This is a genomic window from Ralstonia sp. 110700041-2, assembly GCF_056280165.1.
The window spans coordinates 160,617-181,081 of sequence record NZ_JBSFAI010000003.1; the positions used below are offsets into that span (position 1 = coordinate 160,617).

Genomic DNA, 20,465 nt, shown 5'->3' on the forward strand with positions numbered 1-20,465 from the left:
GCTGAGACCCGACACGTCAACATAACAAGCAAGCTCCGATGCCCGCTGCTGCGCGCGCCGGGGCCTACAAACCACGAAGAAGACTTCCATGAAAAAACGCATCAAGCTCGGCATGCTCACGCCATCATCCAACACGGCGCTGGAACCCATTACCAGCGCCATGGTGAGCGGCCTGCCCAACGTCAGCGCGCATTTCTCGCGCTTTACCGTGACGGAAATCTCGCTGCGCGACCAGGCGCTGGGGCAGTTCGACCTGGAAAATATCCTGAACGCCGCCAAGCTGCTGGCCGATGCGCACGTCGACGTGATCGCCTGGAACGGCACGTCGTCCGGCTGGCTCGGCTTTGAGAAGGACGAGGCGCTGTGCCGCCAGATCACGGAAGCCACCGGCATTCCGGCCACCACCTCGGTGCTGGCGCTCAACGAGATTCTGGCCAAGACCGGTGCACGCGATTTCGCCCTCGTGACGCCGTACCTGGATGACGTGCAGCAGCGCATCGTGCAGAACTACGCGCGCCACGGTTTCAAGTGCGTGGCCGAGCGTCATCTGGACTTGCACGTCAACCACAGCTTTGCCGACGTGGAAGAAGACACGATCCGTACCCTGGTGCGCGAAGTGGCCCAGCAAAAGCCGGCCGCCATCACCACGTTCTGCACGAACCTGCGAGCCGCGCATCTGGTGGAAGCACTGGAAGCGGAAACGGGCATCCCGGTGTACGACACCATCTCGACCGTCGTGTGGAAATCGCTGCGGCTGGCGGGTGTCGACACGCGCGAGCTGCACGGCTGGGGCCGCCTGTTCGCGGACGTTGCTTAACGGAATGAGGGAGCGCCAAGCATGTCCACGGAACTCGACCTGGTGATTCGCAACGCGGATGTGGTCACCGCATCCGACCGCTTTACCTGCGACATCGGGGTGCGCGATGGCCGCATCGCCGTGCTCGGCAACGGCTTGCCGCGCGGCGTGCGGGAGCTGGATGCAAGCGGCCTGCTGGCGCTGCCCGGCGGCGTCGATGGTCATTGCCACCTCGATCAGCCCATGCCCGATGGCATGCGCATGGCCGACGACTTCTTCACCGGCACGCGCGCGGCCATCTGCGGCGGCACGACAACGGTGATCCCGTTTGCGGCGCAGGAGAAGGGCGGCTCGCTGAAAGCGGCGGTGGCCGACTACCACCGCCGTGCCGAGGGCCGGGCGGTGGCCGACTATGGCTTCCATCTGATCGTGGCCGACCCCACGCCCGAGGTGCTCAAGCACGAACTGCCGGAGCTGATCCACCAGGGCTACACCTCGTTCAAGGTCTACATGACGTATGACGACCTGAAGCTGTCCGACCGCGAAATGCTGGACGTGCTTGACGTGGCCAAGCAAAACAACGCGCTGGTGATGGTGCATGCAGAAAACGCCGACTGCATTTCGTGGCTGACCGAGAAGCTGGTGGGCGAAGGCCGCATCTCGCCGCGCTTCCACGGCCTCTCGCGCCCGGCTGCCGTCGAGCGTGAAGCCACGCACCGCGCCATCACCTTTGCCGAGCTGGTGGACGTGCCGATCCTGATCGTGCATGTCTCCGGCAAGGAAGCCATCGAGCAGATTCGCTGGGCGCAAAGCCGCGGCCTGCAGATTTTGGCCGAGACGTGCCCGCAGTACCTCTACCTGACCGCTGAAGACATGGGCCTGCACGGTGACGATGGCTACGAAGGTGCCAAGTGCGTCTGCAGCCCGCCACCGCGCGATCCGGAAAACCAGGCGGCTGTATGGCGCGCGCTGGCAGGGGGCGTATTCAGCGTGTTTTCTTCAGACCATGCACCGTTCAACTATGACGATGCGCAGGGCAAGAAGCTCGGCGGTCTAGCGCAACCGTTCGACCATATTCCGAACGGCGTGCCGGGCATCGAGACGCGGTTGCCGTTGCTGTTCGATGGCATCGCGCGCGGCAAGCTTTCGCTGCATCAGTTTGTGGAACTGACGTCGTATCGCCCGGCACGGCTGTACGGTCTGTACCCGCGCAAGGGCACGATTGCCGTGGGTGCCGATGCCGACATCACGCTGTGGGATCCGGAGCGGCGCGTGCGCATCACCAACGATGCGTTGCATCACGCGGTCGACTACACGCCCTATGAAGGCATTGAAGTGACGGGCTGGCCAGTGCATTGCTTCTCGCGCGGCGAGCTGCTGGTCGAAAACGGCAAGTACCTCGAACCGGCACCCGGGCGGGGGCAGTTCCTGCCGGCGGGCGCGCCGTCGCTGGTCTGACGTTTCTGGTTTGATTCTCAGGGTTTCATCATGCGTATTCTGGTCGTCAATCCCAACATCTCCGAGAGCGTGACGGAGTTGATCCATGCGGAGGCGCGTCGCTCCGTTTCACCCGGCACCACGCTCACGATGGCGACAGCGCCATTTGGCGTGGCCTATATCGAAACGCGCTTCGAAGCACTGGTGGGCGGCTATGCCACCGCGTGCGTCGTTGCTGAGCACGCCGGCCAATTCGATGGCGTGGTGGTGGCGGCGTTTGGGGACCCCGGCCTGGCCGGCATCAAGGAGCTCTGCAATGTGCCGGTGGTGGGCATGACCGAGGCGGCACTGGCCAGCGCCTGCCTGCTGGGTCAGCGCTTTTCCATCATCGCCATTTCGAACCGCATCCAGGCGTGGTACCGCGAGTGCGTGGCCGCCAATGGGCTGTCGTCGCGGCTGGCGAGTGTGCGCTCCTTGCAGCAGCCGCTACGCGACATCGGCAGCGTGCAGGAAGACCACGCGGCACGTCTTGAGGAACTCAGCATGCAAGCGGTGCGTGAAGATGGCGCGGACGTGATCATCGTGGCCGGCGCGCCGCTCGCCGGTCTGGCCCGTACACTCAAGGACCGCATTCCGGTGCCGGTCGTGGACGGCGTCTCCAGCGCCATCCGCCACTGCGAGAGCCTGATTGCGCTTGCGCCCAACGGTGCAGCGGAAGGCAGCTTTACGCGTCCGCCGCACAAGCCAAACCGCGGGTTGCCTCCTGCGCTGGCTGCCATGCTGGCGTAGGCGGCGTGTCTGGCCGGTGCGAAGGGTGGGCGCTGTAACTGAGGCGCTCCGGGCTGTGGTGAGGGGTACGCCCCGCTCATGGCCGGCTTTACCGCAGCGGCCACGCCGGCCGTGGTGACGCTGCTGGCCCTGACGCGCGGATGACCGCAAGGGTTGCTTCGGCGCTGTAAGCCAGAAGCGTCGTGGGCTCGATGGCTCAGAGGCGCACCACATCCAGCATCGCCTGCACAAACGCCTTCGGTGCCCAGCCGGATCTGGAGCGCGCCATGGCCAGGAAGATTAGCGCCAAGGTGACGACGCTGCCGACAAGCCATGTGCCATAGCAGTCGCGGCCGCGGGATCTAGCGAAGATGATCCTCGATGCAGTGCACGCGGTCGAGGCGTGCAACCGAGACGGTGCGTGTGGCTTGCGCGTCAGTTCGGTCGTTGACCCATGGCGCGCGGGAAGGTCTGCTGCGCAGTCAGCAGCTCCCGGTAGGTGAGCGCGCGGTAGTCGAGCGCATGGGCACGCGCCACCTCCGCCACACGCGCTGCCAGCGCTGGATAGTGCCAATGGCTATACGTCGGGAAGAGGTGATGCATGCCGCAGCGTAATGACCCTGTCTTGTTGTGCCGCGATTCCAGCGGGTGTGGTCTGCTCCGCCGGATGAAGATTCGTTAATAAAGGTGGCGTCTTCAGGCGCCGTAGCTGCGCAGCCGATCGAGGTCCACGACCGTCACGCCGCCGTATTCCAGCCGCACCACGCCGTCCTTCTCCAGGGTCTTGAGCGACTGGTTGGCAACTTGGCGCGTCATGCCGGAAAGCAGGCCGAGTTCTTCCTGCGTGATCTCCAGGTGGTCGCCCGCGCCGGGGTAGAGAACCGGGTTGAACAGCGACGCAATGCAACGCGCCAGGCGCGGCGTGACATCAAGCAGCCGGTCGTATTCCAGCAGCGCCATGAAATGCCCGAGCCGCTCGTTGAGCTGCTTGACCAGGAAGCGGTTGAACGCCACGCTGTTTTCCACCAGCCACATGAAGGTGGCGCGCTCCATGAAGGCCATGCGTGTGTCGCGCAGCGCAACGATGTCGTAGCGGCGCGGCTCGTTCTTGAGCACCGTGCCTTCGCCAAACCAGCCGCCGGCAGGCACGCCCGTAAACGTGACGCTGCGCCCCTCGGGCGATACCGTGCCGATTTTGATGAGGCCCGTGACCACGCCCGTCCAGCTTTCCAGCAACGTGTTTTTCGGGCAGATGCACGCGCCGCGTGCGTAGGTTTTTTCAACGATGCCGGCGCAGGCGCGGTCGGCTTCTTCCGCGGGCAGATCAATCGACCACGCCGCGATATGCGCCAGCCGTGCGCGGCTGATGCCGGGGCGCGAGTTTGTATCGTGTTCAGCCACGTTGAATGCCCACCGGCAACGTGCTCACGCGCTGCGCTTCGGGCGTGGAGAGCCAGCCGGCGCGCAGGCTCTGCAGGAACATGGCGGTCGCATCTTCACCCCAGAACAGCTCGCCTTCGTGCACCAGGGTGGGCACCCCGAACACGCCGAGCGCGATAGCTGCATCGGTGTGCGCACGCAGCGCATCTTTCACAGCGGGTTGTTCGACAGCGGCCGCGCCCTCTGCAAAGCCCACCGCCTCGCACAGCGCGGCAAAGCCCTCGGGCGACGCCACATCGTTGCCGTCGCGCCAGATATGCCGGAACACCGCTCGCACGACATCGAGCGAGCCGCCCATCGCAATCGTCAGCCGCAATGCCTTGATCGGGTTGAACGGATGCGCGGGCGGCATGCGAAAGGGAATGCCGAGCTGCTGCGCGCGAAACAGCGCATGCCGGTATGTGAACACGCGCTTGGTGCTGATCTCGGCCGGCCCTTTCTGCCCCCAGTGATGCAGGATCGCGCCCAGCACGAGCGGACGCGGGCGGATGACGATGTCGTTCGCCTTCTGCAGCGCGTCGAACTGTTCGAGCTGCAGGTAGGCAAACGGCGAGATGACATCGAAGAACCAATCGACGGTGGCGGGCATGCAGTCTCCTCAGGCGGCGCGCATCTGCAGCAGCGGCGCCAGTGTAAAGGGCGCTGCTGTCATGGCGCGAATGTCGTCGAGTGTCGCATGCGAGAGGATTTCACGCAGCACGAGCCCCGCATCGGTCACGTCAAACACGGCGTGCTCGGTGACGATGACCTTCACGCAGGCCCGGCCCGTGAGCGGCAGCGTGCAGCGCGGCAGGATCTTGGAATTGCCGTGTTTGTCGGTGTGCGCCAGCGCGGCAATCACCTTGCGCGTGCCGTAGCAGAGGTCCATCGCCCCGCCAATGCCGGGCCACCATTTGCCGTTGCGATCGCAGGCCCAGTTGGCGAGGTTGCCCAGCGCATCCACCTGCAACGCGCCGAGGATCGTCACGTCGATGTAGCCGTTGCGCATCGCGCCCAGCGACGTGGCGAGGTCCATGAGCGCCGCGCCGGGCATCAGGGTGATGGGCTCGCAGCCGGCGTTGGTGAAGTCGCTGTCGATGGCGTCCAGCGCGGGGCGTCCGCCAAAGCCGAAGGCGCCGTTTTCGGTATGGAAGATGACGCCCGCTTCGGCGTCCAGGTAGTTGGCTGTGAGCGTTGGGATACCCAGGCCAAGGTTGACGACTTCGCCCGGGTGCAGTTCTTGCGCGCAGCGGGCTGCGATGCGTTGCTTGGGTGTTTCGGGCAGAGCTTGCATGGCGGTTTCCTGTTGTGGCGATCGGCGATCAGGCTTCTGCGGCAGCGGGCAGGCGGCCAAGCTTCGTCCAGTGGTGCCGGTAGAGCGCGTGCTGGTCGTCCAAAGACAGACCTTGCACCACTGCATTGACGAATACGCCCGGGCAGCCGACGCGCTCGGGCGGAATCGTGCCCACCTCGACGATCTCGTTCACCTCGACGATGGTGTAATCGCCCGCCATGGCGATGTCGCGCTGGTTCTGCAGCGCCGTGCCGCGAAACTCCACGTTGCCGAAGGTATCGGCGCGCCAGCCTTTGATGATCGACACGTCGGCGCGCAGGGGCGGCTCGACGAAGCAGGTCGTGCCATCGACGGTGAGCGACTGCTTGGGGGCGCCGCGCTTGGGGAACATCCCGGGCTGGTCGAGGATGCTCACGCCCACCGGCACGAGCGCGCCGCCCAGGCCCAGCGCACCCGCACGCACTTTCTCGGCCCAGGTGCCCATCGGGAAGAACTCGGCCACGTGCACGGAGTCGGTCAGGTAAGCCTGCGTCGATTCGTCGGTCGTGCCGACGTGCGTGCCGATGAACTCGGCCAGTTGGCCGGAGCTGAACAACCGGGCTTTGAGAAAGCCGCCGCGCAGCCCCGGCGTGTTGGTGATGAGCGTCAGTTGCCCGATGCCGCTGGCGAGCAGCGCCTCGATGCAGCAGGCCGGCTCGCCGGCGCCGACGAATTCGCCCAGCATCAGGCGGCTGCCGCTGCGGACGTGTGCGATGGCCTCGTCCACGGAAAGGACCTTGTTGGCATAGCGCATGGGGTGTCTCCTTGGTGCCGCCCTGGGCGAGCGGGTCTGCGGCGCAGTGTAGGAGCGGGGTTTGCGGCGCGATGTCTTCTGCATGACATTTGCTTCGTAAGGTTTCGCAAAGGGCAATCCTTATAGTTGTGACGCAACGTGAATAAAAATCCGCGCCGCCGTTGTCGCACCAGGGCCGGCCCGGCCCCTTTCGCTTTCCCGCTCTTCCGTCTTTGAACCCGCCCCTTTCCACGAACGCATGCACGTAGACACCCCGCTCATCTCCACCATCATCGGTGGCATCGTGCTGGCCTTCATCTTCGGCACCATTGCGCAGCGCCTGCGCCTGCCGCCACTGGTCGGCTACCTGATGGCGGGTGTGGTGGCGGGGCCGTTCACGCCCGGTTTCGTGGCCGACCAAAGCCTCGCGCCGCAACTGGCCGAGCTGGGCGTGATCCTCCTGATGTTCGGGGTGGGGTTGCATTTCTCGATGAAGGAGCTGCTGGCGGTCAAGGCCATCGCCATTCCGGGTGCCATCGGGCAGATTGCGTTGGCCACGCTCATGGGTATGGGCCTGGCGTGGCTGCTTGGGTGGGACTGGGGCCCGGGGCTGGTGTTCGGGCTGGCGCTGTCGGTGGCGAGCACGGTGGTGCTGCTCAAGGCGCTGGAGGATCGCGGCATCGACAACTCGCACGAAGGCCATATCGCCGTGGGCTGGCTGATCGTGGAAGACCTCGTGATGGTGGTGACGCTGGTGCTGCTGCCGGCCTTGGCCGGTGCGCTGGGCGGCGCAGGCAGCACAGCGGTCGGCGCATGGGACATCATCAAGGTGCTGGCGGTCACGCTCTCGAAGGTGGTGGCGTTTGCCGCGCTCATGCTGGTGGTGGGCCGCCGCGTGATCCCCTGGATGCTGGAGCGTATCGTCATGACGGGCAGCCGGGAGCTGTTCCGCCTGGGTGTGCTGGCCACGGCGCTGGGCGTCGCTTATGGCGCGACGGTGCTGTTTGGCGTGTCGTTCGCACTCGGCGCGTTCTTTGCGGGCATGGTGCTGGCCGAGTCCGAATTCAGTCAGCGCGCGGCGGAAGAGTCGCTGCCGCTGCGCGATGCATTTGCGGTGCTGTTCTTCGTATCGGTGGGCATGCTGTTCGACCCGAGCGTGCTGATCGAAGACCCCTGGGCGGTGCTCGGCACGGTGCTGATCGTGGTGGTGGGCAAGTCGCTGGCCGCGTTTGCGGTAGTGCGCGCGTTTGGTCACGGCAACCGCACGGCGCTCACGATTTCGGCCAGCCTTGCGCAGATCGGCGAGTTTTCGTTCATCCTGATCGGGCTGGGGATCAGCCTGGAAATCCTGCCCGACCGTGCACGGGGCCTATTGTTGTCGGCAGCGATTCTATCGATTCTGCTGAACCCCCTGATGTTTGCCCTGATCAACCGTCTCAAACGCGAGGTGGCCCCGGAGCCGGCGACGGCGGATTGAGCATCAGGGAGTCCTGAACTGTTTTTCCACGCAAGGAGGGTTTATGAGCAATCTGACTATCGGAGTGATCGTCGGCAGCCTGCGCAAGGCGTCGTTCAACCGCCAGCTGGCGCAGGCGCTGTCGGGCTTGTTGCCGTCGGGCGCGACCGCGCAGTTCATCGAGATTGGCGAGCTGCCGCTGTACAACCAGGACCTGGACGCGAGCCTGCCCGAGCCGGTACAGCGCTTCAAGGCGGCGGTGGCGGGCGTGGATGCCCTGTTATTCGTCACGCCGGAATACAACCGGGGCATACCGGGCGTGCTGAAGAACGCGATTGACTGGGGTTCGCGGCCGTACGGCCAGAGCGTGTGGGACGGCAAGCCGGCAGGCATTGCGGGCGCATCGCCAGGCGCAATTGGCACTGCACTGTCGCAGGCGCAATTGCGCAATGTGCTCGCGGCGGTCGGCGTGAAGGTCTTACCGTTGCCGGAGGTGTTTTTCCACTTTGCGGGGGAGCCCTTTGATGCCCAGGGCGGGGTGACGGATGCGCGTACGCGCCAGTTCTTGCAGGGGTTTGTCGACCGATTCGTTCAGTGGGCAGGTCAGAAGCCAGCCTGACGAATCAATCGACCGGGGTGTTCATGGCCGGGCGGGGAAGGGATTCCCGCTCGGCCGTTTTGCCTTTAGGGCAAGGGCGTTAAGCCAGGAAGGCGGCGGCGCTGATGAGCCAGCCTGCTGCCACGCAGCTCGCAATCCAGGCGACCATGACGGCGCCAATATCCAACCATTTCATCATTGTTCTCCTTACAACACTTGCATTGCTTGTTCAGGCAATCGATGTCTGAACAACTGTCACAAAGTGTAGGTGTTGCAATGCGGAAGAACAATACGGCCTTGGGTGAACAGACTGTTCCAAGAGTAACAACAGATTTCAGTCCTTGCGTGGACGGGCCTGCGCTTGGGAACTGGCGCCGTTGCCAGCGCTTCTCTTGTTGTTGCATTGCAACAATTGCAGCAGAGGCTCGGCGGTTATTTTGTGTGGAAGGTAGCGGCGACCAGGTCGGCAAAGCGCGCTTCTTCGGCAAATTCCACCGGTTCGCTGCCGCTCGCGGTGCCGAATATGCGCAGGAGATAAACCGCACCATTACCAAAGAAGGCATACCCGCGCACGACGACCGTCCGGGCGGCGGACGTACTCCATTCGCCTTCCCAGTAGAGGACCCGGCGCCCGGCAAGCACCTGCAACGCCGGGGCCTTGCCGCGCACGAGGCGGGCGGCCCAGGCCGGGCGATCGCCATGCACGCGCGATTCCATGTGGTTGAGCAGGATGGCCAGATCGCGTGGCCGCAGGGTTTCGAGGTAACCGGGCGTGCCTTTGTCGAAATCGGATTTGCGCACCGTGACCAGCGCGAAGCTCTCCGGTGCCACGGTTTGCTGCGCAAACACGAGCCGTGACGGACCGAACGGCGAGTTGATGGTCGCCGCAATGGACGGAATGGGCGTTTCGCTGGTCAGCCGCAGTGGGCCCCACGTGCGCGGCAATGCGAGGCTCGCACTGGCGTCGATGCGCTGCGTGACCGGGTAGGCGAATTTCGGCGCCGCGCCGGTCGGGCTCCACGGAGCCATGCCGGCAAAGGTGATCCATACGGCTGCGCATATGTATCGGACGCAGCGGCCCCAGCGGCGATACCACTCTGTAATGAACGGCGCCACTCGCGGGCTCCTGGCAGAAAAGATGGCGGACGATTCCGTGGGCGTGTGCATACCCCCGCACAGCAATGCGTATGCCCGCGCCCATTTGTGGCGCTGTCTTCCCCCGCCACCAACATATCGATTTGCATGCAGGTGCGCTATCGGCGTGTGGCGGGGCATCGAACGGTTTAATCCGGCCGTAGGTGTGTTGATGTGGCTCTATCGGCATGCCCATCCATGGCTCTTTTCATGGGGCCAGAAAGTTAGGTAGGGTGAGAGGTCCTTGTTGCTTTCGGTGCAGGTTCCACGCATGACTACGCTCAACGCTTATCAGCAACCCATCGGTGCGCCGCTGTCCAGCTGGACGGCCCGTCCGCTGCCGCCGCATACGCCGCTCGCCGGCCGCTACTGCCGGCTGGAGCCGCTTGACGCCGCCCGTCACGCCGACGCGCTATTCGAGGCGTTCAGCCAGGCGCAGGACGACCGTGTCTGGACGTACATGGTGGAAGGCCCGTTTGCCAATGTGGCGGCACACCGCGCCTATATCGAGCGCATTGCGGCCAAGCGCGATCCACTGCAGTACGCGGTGATCGACGCGCGCAACGATCAGCCGGTCGGCACGCTGGCGCTGATGCGCGTCACGCCGGAACACGGCGTGATTGAGGTGGGCGCGGTTACGTTCTCGCCGCTGCTGCAACGGACGCCGGCATCGACAGAAGCGCAGTTCCTGCTGATGAAGCACGTCTTTGAAGATCTCGGCTATCGGCGCTACGAGTGGAAGTGCGACAGCCTGAACGCACCGTCGCGGCAGACTGCGCAGCGGCTGGGGTTTCTGTTCGAGGGCATCTTCCGCCAAGCGGTGGTCTACAAGGGGCGCAGCCGCGATACCGCGTGGTTCTCCATCATCGATGCCGATTGGCCGCAAGCGCGGGCCGCATTCGAGCAATGGCTGTCGCCTGAGAACTTCGATGAAGACGGGCGCCAGCGCGCGTCGCTCGCTGCGTTGCGTTCGGCCTGACGCGCGGTGTCACGCATCGGGCGCGGACGTATCGGCATACATGCCGCGCAGCGCCAGGGCGCGTTCGGCTTCCGGCAGGGCCAGGATGGAGCGGGAGAAACCGATCAGCGCCCGGCAGCGCTCGGCCGGCGGTGCGGTGCGGCGTAGCGCGGGGACGGTCAGCACGCGTTGTTCATTGAGTGGAAGCGCGGCCATGGCCAGTTGCAGCACAGGCAGGGTCTGCGCTCGTGTGACAACCGGTGCGTGGTCGGGGTCGGCAGCCTGCATCAGGTCTGAAAACAAGGCCTGCTCGCGGGTCACGAGCGCGCGCGGCAGTCGGGCGGCAGCGGCGCTTGCACCGGACGTGCCGTCCAGATAAGCCACGCAGGCTTCGGGGCTCACGCGCTGCAAGGCCTGGGCCTGTTCGAGCGTGAGTTGCGCGTTGGCAAAGAGCAGCGCGTCAGGGGCAGTCGGGATCAGCGCGCGGTACAGCTTGCCCGTCTGCTCGCGCAGCAGCGTCACCACCTGCGCATCGGTAACGTTGCGCTGCAGCTCTGGCCCCAGCGTGTCGATCAGGCGGCTGAAGTGGGCGGGGTACTTGCGCTCCAGGGTTGCATACAGCGGGGCGCTGCGCAGTTCTGCGGCCAGGGCCTCGCGGGTATTCAACTGCGTGGCCATGGTCGCGTATTCGCCTCCGGGCGACGTGCGCGTGACGACGTGGTTGGCCAGCAGTTCCTGCGCGGTGGGGAACCACATCTGATCGAACGGTGTGTCCTGTACGCGGCGCACGAAGGCATCGGGCAGGCCGGCGTCTGAATACGCGCGCCAGAGTTCGCTGTCGGTGGCGCCGGGGGTTTGGTCATGGTCGGCGCCGACCGCGCGCGGGCGGTGAAAGCCGATGCGTGCGCCCGGTGCAGCGGCGCGGTCAGCACCTGCCAGAAACGCGATCGTGCACGCGGAGGCGCACGCCCGCTCAACATACGTGCGCAGATGGTGGCGGCGGATGACGTCTGCCACCAGCGTCCCTTCGCGCAGCCAGCCGCCTTCGGAGCGCAGCACGACGGCCGTGGCGTTCGGTGCCTTGCGCAGCGCGGCTTCCAGTGCATCTGCAGCGCCGTCGTTGATGCCGCCATTAAAGAGGATGGCGCGCCCATCGCGTTGTGGCATCACCGCATACGGCGACGCCGCTTGCTCACCCAGGGCGGTGCGCAGATGCGCGACCAGACGCGGCCCATCGTTGATCAGGCGCGAGCAGGTGCCCACGGCGCCAAGCACGATCATCACTTTGGCGATCAGGGGCCACGGGTTCGACAGGCCGGCAAGCCGGTTGCGCGCCTGCTCGCGATCGGCCGAGCGCCAGGTGCCCACCACGGCCCAGATCCACAGCGCCAATCCCATCACATAAATCACGAGCAGCGCCGATGATGCCGCGCGTGCCGGCGCGTTATGCGCGAGCGCATGCGTGACGCCGGCGCTGAGCGCCACCACGCCAAACTGCATCAGCGCCGTGTGCAGCCAGTACGCGCGGGCCAGGCTGTAATCACCGCGCCAGTGGCGTGCAAAGAAATTGCGCGATGGCGCGCGCTCCCGATCCGGATCGGTCGGGACGGTTGGGGGCAGGGCGTCGCTGGCGGCGGAGGTCATGCGTGTTCTCGATGCCGCACATGGGATGGCGGCGCGGCGATTGTCGCTGTCGGCACCGCAAGCTGGCGTCCCCCCGAAGGGAGGGGGTGAGGAAAGAGAGGGTCGGGCATCGGCAACTGGTTGCCCGCAAGACAAGGCCGGCGCCGCGCTGCCGCCGGTCAGGCCTTGACGGAAACCAGCGGGGGCTCTGCCGGTGTGATGGCTTCAGCGCTGGCCGGGTGGGCCGCCTGTGCCGCTTGCGCCTGTGTTGCGTGGCGGGCTTGCAGCCGGGCATCGCTCAGCGTGGAGGAGCCAGTGACCTTGGCTGTCGTGCGCGCCTGGGTCGTCGCATCGGTCGTGCTGGTGCCCGATGCACTCTTGGAGGCGTTGTGGCGATTTTCCAAGCGGGTTTCCGCTTGCTCCAGGCCGTTCTGCGCCTGAAGGCGCGCGATCTGCGCCTGCACGATCTGGATCTGCTGGCTGAGCAACTGCGCCTGCTCGCGTGCTTGATCGGGCGGCAGATTCTGCGCGGGAAGATCCTGCATCGACTTCTGCAGGTTCTTGAGCTGGCGCTGCAGGCGCTCGATGTCAGGGGCCGAGCTGGTCCCGCTGCCCGATGCGCCGGCGGTCGCAGTAGAAACGGAAGGGGAAGAAAGTTGCATGGCCATCTCGCTGATCAGTACGCCCTTCATCGGATGGCAGGCAGAAAACTTTAGCGTTCGGGTCAATAAATCTCGTAAGTGGTGTCCGTCTAAATTCTGACTAACAGAACATTATTTCTTCTAAAAGAACGTAACGCGAGAAATTGTGCGTTCTTTTGTCAGGGCTCCAGTGGATTTTCGGGAGGTTACGGGTTTACGCTCGTTAACGGCGTGGTTTGTGGTGTATAAAATAGAATTATATTTCAACAGACAGAACGCATCGAATCAGGCGCGTTCAAGGAGACGCCCATGCTTTCTTCCCCTCCGGCCGCCAGCGGCCGACTCCACGCCGGGTTGCCGGCGGTTCAGCTCAATCAGGTTTCGGTGCGGTTCGGCAGCTTCACGGCGGTGCAAGGCGTTGACCTGTCGATTGGCGAAGGCGAATTCGTGGCCGTTGTGGGCCCGACGGGTTGCGGCAAGAGCACGTTGCTGAACGCCGTGACGGGGCTGCTCAAGCCCGCTGGTGGCACGGTCAGCGTGTTTGGTGAGCCGTTGACCGGGCTCAATGGCAAGGCCGGTTTCATGATGCAGCAGGACTCGCTGCTGCCCTGGAAGACGGCGCTCGACAACGTCGCGCTGGGCCTGGTGTTCCAGGGCATGCCGGTGGATGAGGCCCGCGAGCGCGCCCGTCCGTGGATGAAGAAGGTCGGTTTGGCGGGCTTCGAAGCGCGTTATCCGCATCAGCTCTCGGGCGGTCAGAAGAAGCGCATCAGCATGGCGCAGACGCTGATCCTCTCGCCCAAGATCGTGCTGATGGACGAGCCGTTCTCGGCGCTGGATGTGCACACGCGCCACCTCATGCAGAGCGAGTTGCTGCGCCTCTGGCAGGAAGACCGCAAATCGTTGCTGTTCATCACGCACGACCTGGAGGAGGCCATTGCCCTGGCCGACCGCGTGGTCGTCATGTCCGCCGGGCCCGCCAGCCGCCCCGTCGGCGATGTGGGAATCACGCTGCCGCGCCCGCGCAACGTGTCTGAAATCAACATGTCCGACGCGTTCATCCGCCTGTATCGCGAGATCTGGTCGATCCTCGGCACTGAAGTGGAGAAGAGCCATGCCGTCCAGCACTAACACGATGCCTGCCGTGGGCGCGCAGCGCACGGGTCTCGCGCACAAGACCAAGATCCGCCTGTTCCAGTTGGCCGTAGTGGTGTTGATGTTCGGCTCGTGGGAGGGCCTTGGCCGTGCGGGCGTGGTCGATCCGTTCTATTTCTCGATGCCGTCGTCGATCGTCGCGCGCATCTGGGAGTGGTTTACCGCCGGCGACATCTACACGCATCTGGCCATCACGTTGGCCGAGACGATTCTCTCGTTCGGCATCGGCACGTTGCTCGGCATCAGCCTGGGGCTGTGGCTCGGCTTGTCCAGGCTCGCGGCCGAGGTGCTGGACCCGTTCATCAAAGTCTTCAACGCGATCCCGCGCATCCTGCTCGCGCCCATCTTCGTGATGTGGTTCGGGCTGGGGCTGACCTCCAAGGTGGCGTTGGGCGCGACGATGGTGCTGTTCATCACCTTCTTCAATACGTACCAGGGTGTGCGCGAGGTGAACCCCGTCATCCTGGCCAACGCGCGGCTGCTCAAGGCCAGCCGCATCAGCCTGCTGCGCCATGTGTATGTGCCGTCGGCTACGAGCTGGATTCTCTCCAGCCTGCGCGCTTCCGTCGGCATGGCTGTGATGGGCGCAATCGTGGCGGAGTACCTCGGTTCGTCAGCCGGCCTGGGCCACCTGATTGCGCAGGCCGAAGGCGTGTTCGATGCCACCGGCGTGTTCTCCGGAATCGTCGTGCTGTCGGCCTTCGTGATTGCGCTGGACCGCAGCGTCGATGCGCTCGAGGGCAAGTTGCTGGTGTGGCGCCCGAAGGTTGATCCCGAGACCAGTGCCTGACCCCCGATACCAATAATGATGATGGAGACAACCATGAAGCGATGGATTTCGGCCCTGTTGTGTGCGGCCGTCTATTCCGCAGCCAACGCCGCCGAGCCGGAGAAGAAGGACGTGAGCCTGTCGGTCGGCTCGATGATCCTGAACTACATGCCGGTGCCGCTCACGCAGTCGCTGGGCAACTTCCAGAAGGAAGGGCTCAACGTCAAGGTGGAGAATTTCCAGGCCGGCGGCAGCAAGGCGCTGCAGGCGCTGATTGCCGGTTCGACCGATGCGGTGGTGGGCTTCTATGACCACACCATCCACATTCAGGCGCAGGGCAAGGACATTGTGTCGGTCGCGCTGCTCAACGTTACGCCCGGCATCGTGCTGGCCGTGCGGCCCGACCTGGATATCAAGAGCGGCAAGGATCTGAAGGGCAAGAAGATCGGCATTACCGCGCCGGGTTCGTCCACCGATCTGTTTGCCCGCTATTACGCCATCAAGAACGGGCTGCAGGTGAACGACGTGTCCTACGTCGCGGTGGGTTCCGGCGCACCGGGCATGGTGGCGCTGGATCGCAAGGAGATCGATGCACTCGTCAATTTCGACCCCGTGGCGAGCCTGCTGGAGAAGCGCCGCGCCGCCAAATTCCTCGTCGATACGCGCACCGATGCCGGTTCCAACGCGGTATTCGGCGGCCGCTACCCGACCGCCACGCTGTATGTCACGCGCGACTTTATGACAAAGAACCCCGAGACCGTCCAGCGCCTGGTGAATGCCTTCATCCGCACGCTCAAATGGATCGACGCCAGCACGCCCGAGGCCATTGCCGACAAGATGCCCAAGGAGCAGCAGGTGGGTGGGCGCGACGTGTTTGTCGATGCGCTGCGCCACTCCAAGCCGATCTTCTCCAAGGACGGCCTGATGACCGATGCCGATGCCAAGGTGGCCCTCACGGTCCTCTCGAGCTACGACGAAAAGATCCGCAGCGCCAGGATCGACCTGGCGAAAACGTACACTAACCGCTTCGTCGACCAAGCCTTGAAGACGGTCAAGTGAACCGTCTCGCCCAACCCGCCATGACCGCAGAGCGCCAAACCACCCAGAACGAGACCACGCCCGCCGCCAACGAGGGCGATGCCGCCACGCCGGGGCAGTCGGGCGTGGCTGCGCTGGACCGCGCGTTCTCGATCCTGTTTGCGTTCCGCCCGGGCGATTACGCGCTGACGCTGGCTGAGCTGGCCGCCCGCACTGGGCTCTACAAGAGCACGATCCTGCGGCTGGCCGGCTCGCTCATCCAGCATCGCATGCTGTTTCGCCTGGAAGACGGCCGCTACCAGATCGGGGCCGCGCCGTTGATGCTTGGCGCGCTCTACCAGCGCAGCATGCGCCTGGGCGACGTGGTGCTGCCGCACATGCGTGCGCTGGCCGAGGCCACGGGCGAGGCAGTGTCGCTCTACATCCGCGAGCGCGATGTGCGTGTCTGCCTGCACCGCGTGGATTCGAACCATTCGATCCGCGATCACGTGCGCGAGGGCGATGTGCTGCCGCTGGAGCGCGGTTCGGGCGGGCGCGTGCTGTGCGCGTTTTCGGGCATGCAAGGCGCCACTTACGACGCGATCCGGCGCGATCACTACTACGTATCGATCGGCGAGCGCGATCGGGAAACGGTTGGCCTGTCGGTGCCGGTGTTTGGTGCGCAGCAGGCGCTGCGGGGTGCGCTGTGCCTGGCCGGTCCGGCGTCGCGTATCGACGGGGCGTTGCTGCAATCGTGGCGCGTGCCGGTGCTCGAGCACGCCGCGCAAATCACGTCCACGCTGGGTGGCGACCCCGCACCGCTGCGTCTCGCTGCCCAATTGATCTCTAAAACCTAGGCTCCGCCAAGACGCCCAACCTCCTGAGCGGGGCGAGGGGCGGAGCCGACTGTGTAGCAGGAGTTGTTTTCATGGCTTTGCCTCTCGCGGGTTTGCGCGTGCTCGACTTGTCGAACGTGCTGGCCGGGCCGTTCTGCGGCTATCAGCTGGGTTTGCTCGGCGCTGAAGTCATCAAGGTCGAAGTGCCCGGCAATGGCGACCTCGCCCGCCGTCTCGGGGCGGATCCGGAGCAGGCGCGCCGCAAGATGGGCGCCTCGTTCGTCGCCGTCAATGCGGGCAAGCAGTCCGTCACCGTCAACCTGAAACACCCGGAAGGGCGCGCGATCCTGCTCAAGCTGGTGGCGCAGGCCGATGCGCTGATCGAAAACTATCGCCCCGGCGTGATGGACCGCCTGGAACTCGGCTACGACGTGCTGCGCGAGGTGAATCCGCGTCTTGTCTACTGCGCCATCTCGGGCTTCGGCAAGGATGGCCCGCTTAGCGGCAGACCGGCATACGACCAGATCATCCAGGGCATTTCCGGCGTGATGAGCGTCACCGGCGACGACGCATCGGCGCCGCTGCGCGTGGGTTACCCGATCAGCGATACGGTGGGCGGCATCACGGCGGCGCTGGCCGTCACCGCCTGCCTGCTCGGCGCGCAACGCACGGGGCAGGGCTGCATGGTCGATGTGTCGATGCTGGAATCGACGCTCGCCACCATGGGCTGGGTCGTCTCCAACTATCTGAACGCCGGCGTCACGCCACAGCCGATGGGCAACCAGAATTTCACCGCCGCGCCGTCGGGCACATTCACCACGGGCGATGGACTGATCAACATCGCCGCCAACGAAGACAAGCAGTTTGCCGCGCTGTGCCGCGTGGTGGGGCATCCGGAGCTGGCCACCGACGCGCGCTTTGCCGAGCGCCATGCACGCAAGGAGCATCGCCAGCAGCTCAACGACGCGCTGGAAGCAGCGTTGGCCGCGCGCCCGGCCACCGAATGGGAACCGCTGCTGATCGATGCCGGCGTTCCTGCCGGGCTGGTGCTCGACGTGCCTGGCGTGCTGGCGCACGAACAAGTGACGGGCCGCGGCTTTGTCACCGCGTTCCCGGAAGCGGGGCAGCACGTGACGCGCGCGGGGTTCCGCCTCTCGGGCGAAGACCCGTGCCCGCAGACCCCCGCGCCAATGCTCTCCGCCCATACCGACGACTGGCTCACCAGGCTCGGTTACCGCCACGACCAAATCGAAGCCTTGCGCGCTGAAGGCGCCATCTGATCATGACGACCGCACCGACACAGGACGCCGCCGGCCTCGCTGCCGATTACTGGCGCACCGACATCATCGACATCGAACCCGGCCGCATCCACGTACGCGGCTACCCGATCCAGGAGCTGATCGGCCAGATCGGCTTTGCCGAAATGATCTGGCTGATGCTGCGCGGCGAATTGCCGGCCAAGCGGCAGGCGGTCTTGCTGGAAGCGGCGCTGGTGGCATCCGTCGACCACGGCCCGCATGCGCCATCCATTGCGATTGCCAAGATGGCGACGAGCTGTGGCCTGCCGCTCAACGGCGCGATGGCGTCTGCGTTGAACGCGCTGGACGACGTACACGGCGGGGCGGGGCAGCAGGCGGTCGAGCTGTTCCACGATATCGAGGCGCGCATGTTCGACGGCGCCTCGCTGGAGGCGGCAACGGCGGCGGGTGTCGACGCGTTTATCGCTGCGCATGGCAAATACTTGCCGGGCTTCGGACATCGCTTCCACCCGGTCGACCCGCGAGCGGGGCGCCTGCTTGCGCTGGTGGACGAGGCTGCGCAGGACGGTGTGGTCGGCGGGCGGTATGCCGCCATCGGCCGCGCCATCGAAGCACTGCTCTCCAGCCGCAAGGGCAAGCCGATTCCGATGAACATCGACGGCGCCACGGCCGTGATCTATGCGGAACTGGGTTTTGCGGCGCCGCTTGCGCGCGGTGTGTTCTGTCTCTCGCGTGCCGTTGGCATCCTGGCGCACGCCTGGGAGCAAAGCGGCCGCGGCGAGCGCAACAAAGGCCCGATGCCGCGCCAGCTACCGTACCGCTATACCGGGCATGCCACGCGGCATCTGGCGCAAGCCGAGCCCGCCCCCGCGCCATGACGTATTTCAACTGGCCCGTCATCGAAACCACCGTCTTTGCGGAGATGCCGGTCGCGTTGCGTCGCCCGGTGCCGACCGAATGGTCCCGCGCCAATAAAGGCGGCGCGCCGGTCGATTGCTTTCTGGAAGGCCCGTGCTGGGACGCGCACGGCAATCTCTGGCTGGTCGACATTCCGCATGGCCGCATCCTGCGCGTCTCTTCGCAGGGCGATTGGGATGTGGTGGCGGAATACGACGGCGAACCGAATGGCCTGGCGCTGCGCCACGACGGCACGCTGCTGATCGCGGACTATAAGAATGGGTTGCTGTCGCTGGATCCCGCGACGGGCGCGGTCACGCCGTTCCTGACCCGCCGCAACAGCGAACGCTTCAAGGGCCCCAACGATCTGATCGTCGCTCGTAACGGCGATGTCTATTTCACCGACCAAGGCCAGACTGGCCTGCACGACCCCACCGGCCGCGTATATCGCCTGCGCACGGATGGCCGGCTCGATTGCCTGCTCGCCAATGGCCCGAGCCCCAACGGTCTGGTGCTCACTCCTGACGAATCCGCGCTGTTCGTTGCCATGACGCGCGACAACGCCGTCTGGCGTTTGCCCCTGCTTGCCGATGGCAGCACAAGCAAGGTGGGCCGCTTCGCGCAGTTCTACGGCACCAGCGGCCCCGACGGCATGGCGATGGACGCAGCCGGCCACCTGTTCGTCGCGCATGCGTCGCTAGGCGCGGTGTTCGTCGTCTCGCCGCACGGCGAACCGCTGGCCCGCATCGCGTCGTGCCGAGGGCGCACTACCACCAACGTTGCACTCACGCCAGACGGGCACTCGCTCGTCATCACTGAATCCGCTACGGGCACCATATTGCGCGCCCGCTGGACCCCGCCGCCCCACGACTGACGGCACACGTGGGCTGTTGCTGCAGCTCACGTTGTCCTACAGCTGTCCTACAAGAGGGTCGGCCGTCGGATCGTCAAAATTCCCGCCTTTTTCCTTTCCGCAGAGGCCTATGCGGCACTTTTTGCCGCACTGCACCAGAAAAAGTGATGTGCCCGGCCTTCCCCATCCGTGGGCGCTCTCTTCCTAGGTGATTTTCGTATCGTTTAGATAGACGTGTCTGCTTTAAGTAAACAGAAAGGTAGGATATCTCCTACAAAATCCTCCTTGGACTGTAGGAGCGTTCCTACAAAACTGACCAGAAACCGACCAGAACTGTCCTACACGGCGTGTAGGAGTGGGTCAGAAGTGTCCTACAAGCGGTTAACCCAGCATCCGATGCTCAGAGTCGCAGAAGTGCGACGCCTTCGCTGTCGATTTTTGGAGACTTTAGGCAATTTAATTGCTTTCTTTCGGCGTTCATTGGGGTAAATACGTGTCAAACGCCCGCTTTAGCGCATCGTCCACCCTGGTCCGTCGCGTCGGCAAAGGCTTCATCTGCCACGTTTATTAACAGATTTGTAGGAAAATTGCCTACAAGAAAATGGACTACATCACCCCTCCGACGTAGGGGTCCCCCCTTCTTTACTTACCCCGGACGTCAACCCACAATGTGTTCAACAGAAAACAACTTCGCCATGTCTTTAGCGACGTGAGTAAGAAGGAGCAGGAAGTGCCGGCAACGGCGCCAACTGCAGGAACATCCGATCCGTGGGGATTGGTGAA

21 protein-coding genes are annotated in these 20,465 nt (G+C 64.8%); 13 read left to right on the forward strand and 8 right to left on the reverse strand.

Annotation, left to right across the window (positions count from 1 at the left end; all coding sequences use genetic code 11):
• Positions 1-88: 88 nt before the first annotated feature.
• From ACUXH0_RS05650 to ACUXH0_RS05660, 3 genes are read left to right on the forward strand one after another with little or no spacing between them, the layout of a single operon-like run.
• Positions 89-817 carry a maleate cis-trans isomerase family protein gene (locus tag ACUXH0_RS05650; protein ID WP_004627812.1) on the forward strand — a complete coding sequence of 243 codons (729 nt, stop codon included), beginning with the start codon at positions 89-91 and terminating at the stop codon, positions 815-817.
• 21 nt (positions 818-838) lie between these two features.
• Positions 839-2,254, forward strand: coding sequence for a dihydropyrimidinase (gene hydA, locus ACUXH0_RS05655; protein WP_012430131.1), 1,416 nt, complete (start codon positions 839-841; stop codon positions 2,252-2,254).
• Positions 2,255-2,284: 30 nt separating this feature from the next.
• Positions 2,285-3,022 carry an aspartate/glutamate racemase family protein gene (locus ACUXH0_RS05660; protein ID WP_182593997.1) on the forward strand — a complete coding sequence of 246 codons (738 nt, stop codon included), beginning with the start codon at positions 2,285-2,287 and terminating at the stop codon, positions 3,020-3,022.
• Between the two features lie 414 nt (positions 3,023-3,436).
• Here the strand turns inward: ACUXH0_RS05660 and ACUXH0_RS05665 are convergent, their stop codons facing one another.
• The 5 genes from ACUXH0_RS05665 to ACUXH0_RS05685 all read right to left on the reverse strand — a co-directional run bounded on the left by ACUXH0_RS05665 (position 3,437) and on the right by ACUXH0_RS05685 (position 6,507).
• A complete protein-coding gene (locus ACUXH0_RS05665; protein WP_004627807.1) occupies positions 3,437-3,604 on the reverse strand; it encodes a hypothetical protein in 168 nt (55 codons plus the stop codon).
• 93 nt (positions 3,605-3,697) lie between these two features.
• A complete protein-coding gene (locus tag ACUXH0_RS05670; RefSeq protein WP_012430133.1) occupies positions 3,698-4,402 on the reverse strand; it encodes a Crp/Fnr family transcriptional regulator in 705 nt (234 codons plus the stop codon).
• A complete protein-coding gene (locus ACUXH0_RS05675; protein ID WP_012430134.1) occupies positions 4,395-5,030 on the reverse strand; it encodes a 2-hydroxychromene-2-carboxylate isomerase in 636 nt (211 codons plus the stop codon). The genes ACUXH0_RS05670 and ACUXH0_RS05675 overlap by 8 nt, the downstream gene beginning before the upstream one ends.
• A gap of 9 nt (positions 5,031-5,039) precedes the next feature.
• Positions 5,040-5,714, reverse strand: coding sequence for a 3-oxoacid CoA-transferase subunit B (locus ACUXH0_RS05680; protein WP_012430135.1), 675 nt, complete (start codon positions 5,712-5,714; stop codon positions 5,040-5,042).
• A gap of 28 nt (positions 5,715-5,742) precedes the next feature.
• The gene (locus tag ACUXH0_RS05685) at positions 5,743-6,507 is read right to left on the reverse strand and encodes a CoA transferase subunit A (RefSeq protein ID WP_182593998.1); all 765 of its coding nucleotides are present in this window, start codon (positions 6,505-6,507) and stop codon (positions 5,743-5,745) included.
• Between the two features lie 238 nt (positions 6,508-6,745).
• On the opposite strand from ACUXH0_RS05685, the gene ACUXH0_RS05690 reads away from it, so the two are divergent.
• Positions 6,746-7,963: a cation:proton antiporter domain-containing protein gene (locus tag ACUXH0_RS05690; protein WP_012430137.1), complete on the forward strand. Its 1,218-nt coding sequence runs from the start codon at positions 6,746-6,748 to the stop codon at positions 7,961-7,963.
• Positions 7,964-8,006: 43 nt separating this feature from the next.
• Complete coding sequence (locus ACUXH0_RS05695; RefSeq protein ID WP_012430138.1) at positions 8,007-8,561, forward strand: NADPH-dependent FMN reductase; 555 nt, start codon at positions 8,007-8,009, stop codon at positions 8,559-8,561.
• Positions 8,562-8,972: 411 nt separating this feature from the next.
• Here the strand turns inward: ACUXH0_RS05695 and ACUXH0_RS05700 are convergent, their stop codons facing one another.
• The gene (locus ACUXH0_RS05700) at positions 8,973-9,656 is read right to left on the reverse strand and encodes a hypothetical protein (RefSeq protein WP_004627799.1); all 684 of its coding nucleotides are present in this window, start codon (positions 9,654-9,656) and stop codon (positions 8,973-8,975) included.
• Between the two features lie 289 nt (positions 9,657-9,945).
• On the opposite strand from ACUXH0_RS05700, the gene ACUXH0_RS05705 reads away from it, so the two are divergent.
• Positions 9,946-10,653 (forward strand): GNAT family N-acetyltransferase, encoded by a 708-nt coding sequence (locus tag ACUXH0_RS05705; RefSeq protein ID WP_004627798.1) that lies wholly within the window; start codon positions 9,946-9,948, stop codon positions 10,651-10,653.
• 9 nt (positions 10,654-10,662) lie between these two features.
• Here ACUXH0_RS05705 and ACUXH0_RS05710 read toward each other — a convergent pair whose 3' ends face one another.
• Together ACUXH0_RS05710 and ACUXH0_RS05715 are read right to left on the reverse strand one after the other, a co-directional pair.
• Positions 10,663-12,276 carry a COG3904 family protein gene (locus ACUXH0_RS05710; RefSeq protein WP_004627797.1) on the reverse strand — a complete coding sequence of 538 codons (1,614 nt, stop codon included), beginning with the start codon at positions 12,274-12,276 and terminating at the stop codon, positions 10,663-10,665.
• A 158-nt stretch (positions 12,277-12,434) separates the two neighbouring features.
• Positions 12,435-12,947, reverse strand: coding sequence for a FlxA-like family protein (locus ACUXH0_RS05715; RefSeq protein WP_009240450.1), 513 nt, complete (start codon positions 12,945-12,947; stop codon positions 12,435-12,437).
• Positions 12,948-13,205: 258 nt separating this feature from the next.
• Between ACUXH0_RS05715 and ACUXH0_RS05720 the strand changes: the two genes are divergently transcribed.
• The 7 genes from ACUXH0_RS05720 to ACUXH0_RS05750 all read left to right on the forward strand — a co-directional run bounded on the left by ACUXH0_RS05720 (position 13,206) and on the right by ACUXH0_RS05750 (position 19,703).
• Entirely contained in the window at positions 13,206-14,027 is an 822-nt protein-coding gene (locus ACUXH0_RS05720; protein ID WP_004627795.1) for an ABC transporter ATP-binding protein, read from the forward strand.
• Positions 14,011-14,841 (forward strand): ABC transporter permease, encoded by an 831-nt coding sequence (locus tag ACUXH0_RS05725; protein WP_012430140.1) that lies wholly within the window; start codon positions 14,011-14,013, stop codon positions 14,839-14,841. The genes ACUXH0_RS05720 and ACUXH0_RS05725 overlap by 17 nt, the downstream gene beginning before the upstream one ends.
• A 33-nt stretch (positions 14,842-14,874) precedes the next feature.
• On the forward strand, positions 14,875-15,879 hold the full coding sequence (locus ACUXH0_RS05730) for an ABC transporter substrate-binding protein (protein WP_182593999.1): 1,005 nt from the start codon (positions 14,875-14,877) through the stop codon (positions 15,877-15,879).
• Between the two features lie 20 nt (positions 15,880-15,899).
• Positions 15,900-16,694 carry an IclR family transcriptional regulator gene (locus ACUXH0_RS05735; protein ID WP_012430142.1) on the forward strand — a complete coding sequence of 265 codons (795 nt, stop codon included), beginning with the start codon at positions 15,900-15,902 and terminating at the stop codon, positions 16,692-16,694.
• A 71-nt stretch (positions 16,695-16,765) separates the two neighbouring features.
• The gene (locus tag ACUXH0_RS05740; protein ID WP_004627789.1) at positions 16,766-17,953 is read left to right on the forward strand and encodes a CaiB/BaiF CoA transferase family protein; all 1,188 of its coding nucleotides are present in this window, start codon (positions 16,766-16,768) and stop codon (positions 17,951-17,953) included.
• A gap of 2 nt (positions 17,954-17,955) precedes the next feature.
• A complete protein-coding gene (locus tag ACUXH0_RS05745; protein WP_012430143.1) occupies positions 17,956-18,810 on the forward strand; it encodes a citryl-CoA lyase in 855 nt (284 codons plus the stop codon).
• Positions 18,807-19,703 carry an SMP-30/gluconolactonase/LRE family protein gene (locus ACUXH0_RS05750; RefSeq protein WP_012430144.1) on the forward strand — a complete coding sequence of 299 codons (897 nt, stop codon included), beginning with the start codon at positions 18,807-18,809 and terminating at the stop codon, positions 19,701-19,703. The genes ACUXH0_RS05745 and ACUXH0_RS05750 overlap by 4 nt, the downstream gene beginning before the upstream one ends.
• Positions 19,704-20,465 lie beyond the last annotated feature (762 nt).

Coding starts and splice junctions, on each gene's coding strand:
- ACUXH0_RS05665 (WP_004627807.1), bottom strand. CDS start 3,604: ATGCATCACCTCTTCCCGACGTATAGCCATTGGCACTATCCAGCGCTG.
- ACUXH0_RS05695 (WP_012430138.1), top strand. CDS start 8,007: ATGAGCAATCTGACTATCGGAGTGATCGTCGGCAGCCTGCGCAAGGCG.
- ACUXH0_RS05650 (WP_004627812.1), top strand. CDS start 89: ATGAAAAAACGCATCAAGCTCGGCATGCTCACGCCATCATCCAACACG.
- ACUXH0_RS05740 (WP_004627789.1), top strand. CDS start 16,766: ATGGCTTTGCCTCTCGCGGGTTTGCGCGTGCTCGACTTGTCGAACGTG.
- ACUXH0_RS05730 (WP_182593999.1), top strand. CDS start 14,875: ATGAAGCGATGGATTTCGGCCCTGTTGTGTGCGGCCGTCTATTCCGCA.
- ACUXH0_RS05690 (WP_012430137.1), top strand. CDS start 6,746: ATGCACGTAGACACCCCGCTCATCTCCACCATCATCGGTGGCATCGTG.
- ACUXH0_RS05675 (WP_012430134.1), bottom strand. CDS start 5,030: ATGCCCGCCACCGTCGATTGGTTCTTCGATGTCATCTCGCCGTTTGCC.
- ACUXH0_RS05715 (WP_009240450.1), bottom strand. CDS start 12,947: ATGAAGGGCGTACTGATCAGCGAGATGGCCATGCAACTTTCTTCCCCT.
- ACUXH0_RS05660 (WP_182593997.1), top strand. CDS start 2,285: ATGCGTATTCTGGTCGTCAATCCCAACATCTCCGAGAGCGTGACGGAG.
- ACUXH0_RS05735 (WP_012430142.1), top strand. CDS start 15,900: ATGACCGCAGAGCGCCAAACCACCCAGAACGAGACCACGCCCGCCGCC.
- ACUXH0_RS05705 (WP_004627798.1), top strand. CDS start 9,946: ATGACTACGCTCAACGCTTATCAGCAACCCATCGGTGCGCCGCTGTCC.
- ACUXH0_RS05720 (WP_004627795.1), top strand. CDS start 13,206: ATGCTTTCTTCCCCTCCGGCCGCCAGCGGCCGACTCCACGCCGGGTTG.
- ACUXH0_RS05685 (WP_182593998.1), bottom strand. CDS start 6,507: ATGCGCTATGCCAACAAGGTCCTTTCCGTGGACGAGGCCATCGCACAC.
- ACUXH0_RS05680 (WP_012430135.1), bottom strand. CDS start 5,714: ATGCAAGCTCTGCCCGAAACACCCAAGCAACGCATCGCAGCCCGCTGC.
- ACUXH0_RS05750 (WP_012430144.1), top strand. CDS start 18,807: ATGACGTATTTCAACTGGCCCGTCATCGAAACCACCGTCTTTGCGGAG.
- ACUXH0_RS05725 (WP_012430140.1), top strand. CDS start 14,011: ATGCCGTCCAGCACTAACACGATGCCTGCCGTGGGCGCGCAGCGCACG.
- hydA (WP_012430131.1), top strand. CDS start 839: ATGTCCACGGAACTCGACCTGGTGATTCGCAACGCGGATGTGGTCACC.
- ACUXH0_RS05710 (WP_004627797.1), bottom strand. CDS start 12,276: ATGACCTCCGCCGCCAGCGACGCCCTGCCCCCAACCGTCCCGACCGAT.
- ACUXH0_RS05745 (WP_012430143.1), top strand. CDS start 17,956: ATGACGACCGCACCGACACAGGACGCCGCCGGCCTCGCTGCCGATTAC.